Below are 7,146 nucleotides of genomic sequence, written 5' to 3' on the forward strand. Positions count from 1 at the left end.
GCGCGGCGCGGCGCATAAACTTCCCCGGACAAGACTTGTAAGAAATTCTCTTAGAGACGAAGAGACGTAGAGACGTCCAGCCGAACAGGAGGCGAAGTGGCTAGTCACGCCAGCTCGAGGATCGCCAAGGTGCTCGTCGCCAATCGCGGTGAGATCGCCGTCCGGGTGATCCGCGCGGCCCGCGACGCGGGCCTGCCCAGCGTGGCGGTGTATGCCGAGCCCGACGCCGACGCGCCGCACGTGCGGCTGGACGCCGAGGCGTTCGCCCTGGGTGGTCAGACGTCCGCGGAGTCCTACCTGGACTTCGGCAAGCTCCTCGACGCGGCGGAGAAGTCCGGCGCCAACGCCATCCACCCCGGCTACGGCTTCCTCTCCGAGAACGCCGACTTCGCGCAGGCGGTGATCGACGCCGGCCTGATCTGGATCGGCCCCAGCCCGCAGTCCATCCGCGATCTCGGCGACAAGGTCACCGCCCGCCACATCGCCGCCCGCGCCCAGGCCCCGCTGGTGCCCGGCACCCCCGACCCGGTCAAGGACGCCGACGAGGTGGTGGCCTTCGCCAAGGAGTACGGCGTGCCGATCGCCATCAAGGCCGCCTTCGGCGGCGGCGGGCGCGGCATGAAGGTGGCGCGCACCCTCGAGGAGATCCCCGAGCTGTTCGAGTCGGCCACCCGCGAGGCCGTCGCCGCTTTCGGCCGCGGCGAGTGCTTCGTCGAGCGCTACCTGGACAAGCCGCGCCACGTCGAGGCCCAGGTGATCGCCGACCAGCACGGCAACGTCGTCGTCGCCGGCACCCGCGACTGCTCGCTGCAGCGCCGATTCCAGAAGCTGGTCGAGGAGGCGCCGGCGCCGTTCCTCACCGACGCGCAGCGCAAGGAGATCCACGAGTCCGCCAAGCGGATCTGCAAGGAGGCGCACTACTACGGCGCCGGCACCGTCGAGTACCTGGTCGGCCAGGACGGGCTGATCTCCTTCCTGGAGGTCAACACCCGCCTGCAGGTCGAGCACCCCGTCACCGAGGAGACCGCGGGCATCGACCTGGTGTTGCAGCAGTTCAAGATCGCCAACGGCGAGAAGCTCGACATCACCGAGGACCCCACCCCGCGCGGGCACGCCATCGAGTTCCGGATCAACGGCGAGGACGCCGGGCGCGGCTTCCTGCCCGCCCCGGGGCCGGTCACCAAGTACGAGACGCCCAGCGGACCGGGCGTCCGGCTGGACTCCGGCGTTGAGGCCGGATCGGTGATCGGTGGGCAGTTCGACTCGATGCTGGCCAAGCTGATCGTGTACGGCGCCACCCGCGAGGAGGCGCTGGCGCGCTCCCGCCGGGCGCTGGACGAATTCAAGGTCGAGGGCCTGGCCACGGTCATCCCGTTCCACCGCGCGGTGGTGAGTGACCCGGCGTTCATCGGTGACGAGAACGGCTTCTCGGTGCACACCCGCTGGATCGAGACCGAGTGGAACAACACGATCGAGCCGTTCACCGGCGGCGAGCCGATCGACGAAGAGGATGCCCGGCCGCGGCAGACGGTGGTCGTCGAGGTCGGCGGGCGCCGGCTCGAGGTGTCGCTGCCCGGCGACCTGGCCCTGGCCAACGGTTCGGCCGACCCGGCCGGGGTCATCCGCAAGAAGCCCAAGCCGCGCAAGCGCGGATCGCACGCGGGCGTGGCCGCCTCCGGCGACGCCGTGACCGCGCCCATGCAGGGCACCGTGGTCAAGGTCGCGGTCGAGGAGGGCCAGGAGGTCGCCGCCGGCGACCTGGTCGTGGTCCTCGAGGCGATGAAGATGGAAAACCCGGTCACCGCGCACAAGGACGGCACCATCACCGGGCTTGCCGTCGAGGCCGGCGCGGCCATCACCCAGGGCACGGTCCTCGCCGAGATCAAATAACACATCAAATAACACAAAGAAACTCAGAAGAAACCTCAAGGTCGTTGTCCGACCCGTCCCGGCGCGGGTAGGGTCGGACTCAGGTTGAGTTCACAGCCGCCCGGATCACGTCAGGCAAGCGGGAAGGCGAACTTCCCGGACCTCGAGCTTCACAGCCACCTCGCGTCGTCCGCAGCAACACCCTCCAAATGACGGAGACACGCATGTCTGTGGCCCAATCTTGGCAACAAAGCCGGACCGCCCAATTCACCTCCCGCCGGAGCGCGCTGGGGGCGGTGCTCACCGTCGACGGTGAGCTCGACGCCGCCAACGCCGATCAGCTATCCATCTACGCGGAACGCAGCGTCCGGCGCGCCCGCCGGCTCATCGTCGACCTGCGCGGCCTGGAATTCATTGGTACCGCTGGTTTTTCGGCGCTACACCGGATCAACGTCACGTGCTCGGCCGCCCAGGTGCACTGGGCCATGGTGCTGAGCCCGGCGGTCGCGCGGTTGTTGCGGATCTGCGATCCCGACGGCACCCTACCGGTGACGACCCCGCAAGCCGAGCCGCTGCTGCGCGCCACCCGGGCCGGCCGCGCCGCGTCGCGGCCGCTACTTCAGCTGGTCCCGCAGCCGCGTTAGCGACTTGGCCAGCAGCCGCGACACGTGCATCTGTGAGATGCCGACCCGCTCGGCGATCTGCGTCTGCGTCATCGACTCGAAAAACCTGAGCACCAGCACCATTCGTTCCCGCTCGGGCAACGCCTCGAGCAGCGGGCGCAACGCCTCGCGGTCCTCGATGCGGTCGAGGCCGGCGTCGACGTCGCCCAACGTGTCGGCGATGGCGCGGGCGTCGTCGTCGTCGCTGCCGACGCCGCCGGTGTCGATGGACAGCGTGTTGTAGGAGCTGCCCGCCACCAGGCCCTCGACCACCTCGTCGCGCTCCATGCCGAGTTCGGCGGCGAGCTCGGTCGCCGTCGGCGCCCGGCCGAGCCGCTGGGACAGGTCGGCGGTGGCGGTGCCCAGCCGCAGGTGCAGCTCCTTCAGGCGCCGCGGGACCTTGACCGACCAGCTGTTGTCGCGGAAGTGGCGGCGGACCTCGCCCATGATCGTGGGCACCGCGAACGAGACGAAGTCCGACCCGGTCTCGACGTCGAACCGGACGACCGCGTTGACCAGGCCGACCCGCGCCACCTGAACCAGGTCGTCGCGCGGTTCGCCGCGGCCCTCGAAGCGGCGGGCGATGTGGTCGGCCAGCGGCAGGCAGCGCTCCACGATCTTGTCCCGCTGGCGCTGGAATTCCATCGACTCGGGCGCGACGCCGGCCAACTCCCGGAACATGTCCGGGACGTCCGCATACTCGTTCGGTCGCGAAACCGAACCGCCGGCAGCTCGCGCTGTCACCTGCTAGAGGCCGCCCGTCGCGCGGTCAGCGTGATACCGAAAACACTCCCGGTTTCATCGGGTTCGCGACCGTCATGGAAGGTCTGGACTTCGTCGGCCAGGGAGGTCAGAACGTGCCAGCTGAAGCTGCCGGGCGCCACCACGTCGTGGGTGTCGCATGCCGCGGAGGCCTCAACCACCAACTCGTCGTCGTGCGGGTCGACCACGACCACCAGCGTCGCGTCGGGCGTGGCCGAGCGAATCAGGCGGGTGCACACCTCGTCGACCGCGAGCCGCAGGTCGGCGACCGCGTCGAAGTCCAGGTCCTCGAAGGTGCCGATGGCGCCGACCAGCGTGCGCAGCATCGCCAAGTTCTCGAGGCGTGCCGCAACGTGCAGTTCGACGGCGCGGTGGCCGCGTTGACGCATGTTCGGACGAACTCCCGGATCGGTCATGTGGTCTCCCGGCAATGTCTGCTTGACATTACTATTGCCGCGACTATTGCCGCGCGACCCGCCATCGACCGTGGGTTCCAACCGATTAGTCACAATCACCGCCGCTGGTCGTCTCTATGGCAGTGGGCATCGATGTCGGCGTCGCTGACGCGACCCTTCCGGCACTCATCATGGTTTACAGCTGATACCCACTTGCAGCGGCGAGTAACCCCGTCGGCGGACCCTTAACACCGCCCTAACCCGCGACCTACACTTGTGGACATGAAGCAGGCTCTGCTTCGTGCCGTTGTTTTTCTGGCGTCGTGGGCCGTCGGCCTGCTGGCGGCGGCTTGGGTCGTGCCCGGCGTTTCGGTGTCGGCGTCGGGCTTCATCGTCGCCGTGCTGTTGTTCTCGGCGGCGCAGGCGAGCCTGTCGCTGCTGATCGTGAAGCTGCCGCGGGCCTACGCGTCGCTGCTGCTCGGGGGCGCCGGGCTGGTGCTGACCCTGGTCGCGTTGAACCTCGCCGCGGCGTTCACGCACGGGCTCACCATCCGCGGCGCCGCCTCCTGGTTCGCGGCGACGATCATCGCGTGGCTGGTGACCACGATCGGCGCGATTTCGCTGCCCGAGGCGCGGGTTCGCGACACGGCCGGCTCGACAACCTGAATCGACCGAAGGAGGGGTGATGAGCGACAGGCATCGCGATCCGACGGACCACTTCCGGACGACGCAACCGCACGCCGGTTTCTCGATGAAGGACAACCTCTATTGGCCCGGGTTCATCCTGTTCCTCGTCGCGATCGGCGGGATGATCAGCACCACGGCCGCCGCCGCCTACGGCCACTACGAATGGGTCGCCACCACCGGCCTGGTGGCCGTGCTGGGAACGATCGCCGGGGCGTTGTGGTTCGTCGTGGAGCATCGCCGGGTGAGCCACATCGACGAGCAATGGCACTTCGTGCCGCGAAGCGAGAGCGTCCGGCGAAGCGAGCGCCCCGCGCTCCCCGATTCCCGGGTCTAGCCGGCGGGGGTCAGAGCGCCAGCACGGGGCCGGCGATCGGGGATACGCCCAGCCCCAGGGCCACCACCATCAGCGTCAGCAGAAACCAGCCCGCGCCGTGCCACCCCCACCAGGTGCCGTGGCCCTTCCACACCCGGTAGGTGCGCAGGAACGCCCAGAGCGCCCCGGCCAGCAGGATCAGTGGACCGCCCAGCGCCAGCATCGTGCGCTGGGGCGTGCCACAGGCCGCCGTGTCGACGCCCGTCCCGGGGCAGGTGCTGACCCACAACGCGGCAAGAACCAGGAAGCCCATGCCCGCGGCCGCGGCCAGGGCGGCAAACCGGATGGCCGCGTGCACCTCGCGGTCCTCCTGCCCCAGGCGGTCGCCCGGCGACCGCTGATCCGCCGTTTGCATCGTCGTCCCCCGTTGTTCTGGACAGATTTCTTAGTCAATCGTTCGCTGCGTCGGATTAGTTACGCGCCACGATGATGCAGATCCGGATACCCTGCGCCCGACCACGGTAAACCGCCCTCAGCCCCGCGTCACGGCCGTCAAAGCGCCGCTCAGGGCGCAAACCAGGGCGTCGATCTCCCCGCGGCAGACCGTCAGCGCCGGCCGGAACCGGACGCCGTCCTCCCCGCAGCGCAGCGCGATCACGCGTCGTTGCCACAGCTGATCGATCACCTCCTCGCGGGCGGCGGTGCCCGGCAGGCTGAACGCGCACATCAGGCCGCGGCCGCGGGGGTCGAGGACCACCCCGGGGAAGTCGCCGGCCAGCTCGACCAGCCGGCCCAGCAGGTAGCGCCCCTGTTCGGCGGCACGGTCGAACAACCCGTCGGCCTCGATCACCTCCAGGATGCGGCGGGCCCGCACCATGTCGGTCAGGTTGCCGCCCCAGGTCGAGCTGAGCCGGGAGGCGACGGCGAACACGTTGTCGGCGACCTCGTCGACCCGGCGGCCGGCCATCACCCCGCACACCTGCGTCTTCTTGCCGAACGCCACCACGTCGGGTTGCACGCCCAATTGCTGGTAGGCCCAAGGGGTTCCGGTCAGCCCGCAGCCGGTCTGGACCTCGTCGAAGATCAGCAGGGCGTCGCGTTCGTCGCACAGCCGGCGCATCGCCGCGAAGAACGCGGGACGGAAGTGGCGGTCGCCGCCCTCCCCCTGGATGGGCTCGGTCACGAAGCACGCGATGTCGTGCGGGTGCGCGTCGAACGCCGCCCGGGCCTGCCGCAGTGACTCGGCCTCGAGCGCGTCCATGTCCGCGCCGGGCCGGATGTAGGGCGCGTCGATGCGCGGCCAGTCGAACTTCGGGAAACGGGCCACGGTCACCGGCTTGGTGTTGGTCAGCGACAGCGTGTAGCCGCTGCGACCGTGGAACGCGCCGCGCAGGTGCAGCACCCGCGTGCCCAGCGCCGAGTCGATACCGCGCGCCTCGTTGTGCCGGCTCTTCCAGTCGAACGCGACCTTGAGCGCGTTCTCCACCGCCAGCGCGCCGCCTTCGACGAAGAACAGGTGCGGCAGCGCGGGGTCGCCCAGCACCCGGACGAAGGTCTCGACGAAGCGGGCCATCGCCGCCGAGGCCACGTCGGGGTTGCTCGGCTTGTTCAGCGCGGCCTGCAGGAGCGCCGCGCGGAAGTCGTCGTCGTCGGCCAGCGCCGGGTGGTTCATGCCCAGCGCGGACGACGCGACGAAGGTGAACATGTCGAGGTAACGGCGGCCGTCCCGGGCGTCGACCAGGTAGGAGCCGGCCGATCGCGTCAGGTCCAGCACCAGGTCGAAACCGTCGACCAGCATGCTGCGCGACAACGTCTCCCGGACCCGGTCGGTAACGGCGGTGGTCATGCCGCCCATCCTAGCGTAATTATTACGGGCTCACGGCATATAGGCAGGAAATATTATGGTATGTATTGCCGATCACTGTAGAAAGTATTGAGGATGATAGTGCTTCGTGTCTGGACGTCGGCCGCCGTGCGGATCCGCTGCAGCAGGTCCTCGAGCGCCCGGGCGGACTCGACGCGGACCAGCAGGACGTAGCTCTCCTCGCCGGCCACCGAGTGACACGACTCGATCTCCGCGATGTGTTCCAGGCGGGCGGGCGCATCATCGGGTTGAGAGGGATCCAAGGGAGTGATGGCGACGAACGCCGAGAGCAGGTGCCCGACCGCCTCCGGGTTGATCCGCGCGGCATACCCCGCCACCACGCCGCGCGACTCCAGCCGGCGCACCCGCGACTGCACCGCCGAGACCGACAGGCCCGCCTTCGCCGCAAGCTCCGCCAGGGTCGCGCGCCCGTTGGCGACCAGCTCGCGCACCAGGGTCCGGTCAATGTCGTCGAGCGCGTCACCCATTGGCGGAGACTATCGCAGCAAAGCCGCAATCGCGGGTGCGCCGTGAGCGCCCGGCAGGGCACGGTGGCGCCGTGGCAGCTCCGCGCGCGATTCGCCGCCGGGCTGT

9 protein-coding genes are annotated in these 7,146 nt (G+C 69.4%); 4 read left to right on the forward strand and 5 right to left on the reverse strand.

The features are described 5' to 3' along the window. Nucleotides 1–96 precede the first annotated feature (96 nt). Both A9X00_RS27710 and A9X00_RS27715 read left to right on the forward strand, forming a co-directional pair. The gene (locus A9X00_RS27710; protein WP_067161084.1) at nucleotides 97–1,890 is read left to right on the forward strand and encodes an acetyl/propionyl/methylcrotonyl-CoA carboxylase subunit alpha; all 1,794 of its coding nucleotides are present in this window, start codon (nucleotides 97–99) and stop codon (nucleotides 1,888–1,890) included. Between the two features lie 203 nt (nucleotides 1,891–2,093). Then, on the forward strand, nucleotides 2,094–2,513 hold the full coding sequence (locus A9X00_RS27715) for an STAS domain-containing protein (RefSeq protein ID WP_067161087.1): 420 nt from the start codon (nucleotides 2,094–2,096) through the stop codon (nucleotides 2,511–2,513). Here the strand turns inward: A9X00_RS27715 and A9X00_RS27720 are convergent. Together A9X00_RS27720 and A9X00_RS27725 are read right to left on the reverse strand one after the other, a co-directional pair. Beyond that, entirely contained in the window at nucleotides 2,484–3,275 is a 792-nt protein-coding gene (locus A9X00_RS27720) for an RNA polymerase sigma factor SigF (RefSeq protein WP_067161090.1), read from the reverse strand. The genes A9X00_RS27715 and A9X00_RS27720 overlap by 30 nt on opposite strands. Then, nucleotides 3,272–3,709 carry an ATP-binding protein gene (locus tag A9X00_RS27725; protein ID WP_067161092.1) on the reverse strand — a complete coding sequence of 146 codons (438 nt, stop codon included), beginning with the start codon at nucleotides 3,707–3,709 and terminating at the stop codon, nucleotides 3,272–3,274. Before A9X00_RS27725 ends, A9X00_RS27720 begins: the two co-directional genes overlap by 4 nt. 261 nt (nucleotides 3,710–3,970) lie before the next feature. On the opposite strand from A9X00_RS27725, the gene A9X00_RS27730 reads away from it, so the two are divergent. Further along, nucleotides 3,971–4,354, forward strand: a complete 384-nt coding sequence (locus A9X00_RS27730) for a phage holin family protein (RefSeq protein ID WP_067161093.1) — start codon at nucleotides 3,971–3,973, stop codon at nucleotides 4,352–4,354. A gap of 19 nt (nucleotides 4,355–4,373) precedes the next feature. Then, nucleotides 4,374–4,709 carry a protein UsfY gene (gene usfY, locus A9X00_RS27735; RefSeq protein ID WP_232006961.1) on the forward strand — a complete coding sequence of 112 codons (336 nt, stop codon included), beginning with the start codon at nucleotides 4,374–4,376 and terminating at the stop codon, nucleotides 4,707–4,709. Nucleotides 4,710–4,719: 10 nt separating this feature from the next. On the opposite strand, the gene A9X00_RS27740 is transcribed toward usfY, so the two are convergent. The 3 genes from A9X00_RS27740 to A9X00_RS27750 all read right to left on the reverse strand — a co-directional run bounded on the left by A9X00_RS27740 (nucleotide 4,720) and on the right by A9X00_RS27750 (nucleotide 7,040). Then, entirely contained in the window at nucleotides 4,720–5,103 is a 384-nt protein-coding gene (locus tag A9X00_RS27740; protein ID WP_067161094.1) for a hypothetical protein, read from the reverse strand. 117 nt (nucleotides 5,104–5,220) lie between these two features. Beyond that, nucleotides 5,221–6,543, reverse strand: a complete 1,323-nt coding sequence (lat, locus tag A9X00_RS27745) for an L-lysine 6-transaminase (RefSeq protein WP_067161097.1) — start codon at nucleotides 6,541–6,543, stop codon at nucleotides 5,221–5,223. A 44-nt stretch (nucleotides 6,544–6,587) separates the two neighbouring features. Further along, nucleotides 6,588–7,040, reverse strand: a complete 453-nt coding sequence (locus tag A9X00_RS27750; RefSeq protein WP_067161100.1) for an Lrp/AsnC family transcriptional regulator — start codon at nucleotides 7,038–7,040, stop codon at nucleotides 6,588–6,590. Between the last annotated feature and the right edge of the window lie 106 nt (nucleotides 7,041–7,146).

The organism is Mycobacterium sp. 1245805.9, from assembly GCF_001672915.1.
GTDB lineage: Bacteria > Actinomycetota > Actinomycetes > Mycobacteriales > Mycobacteriaceae > Mycobacterium.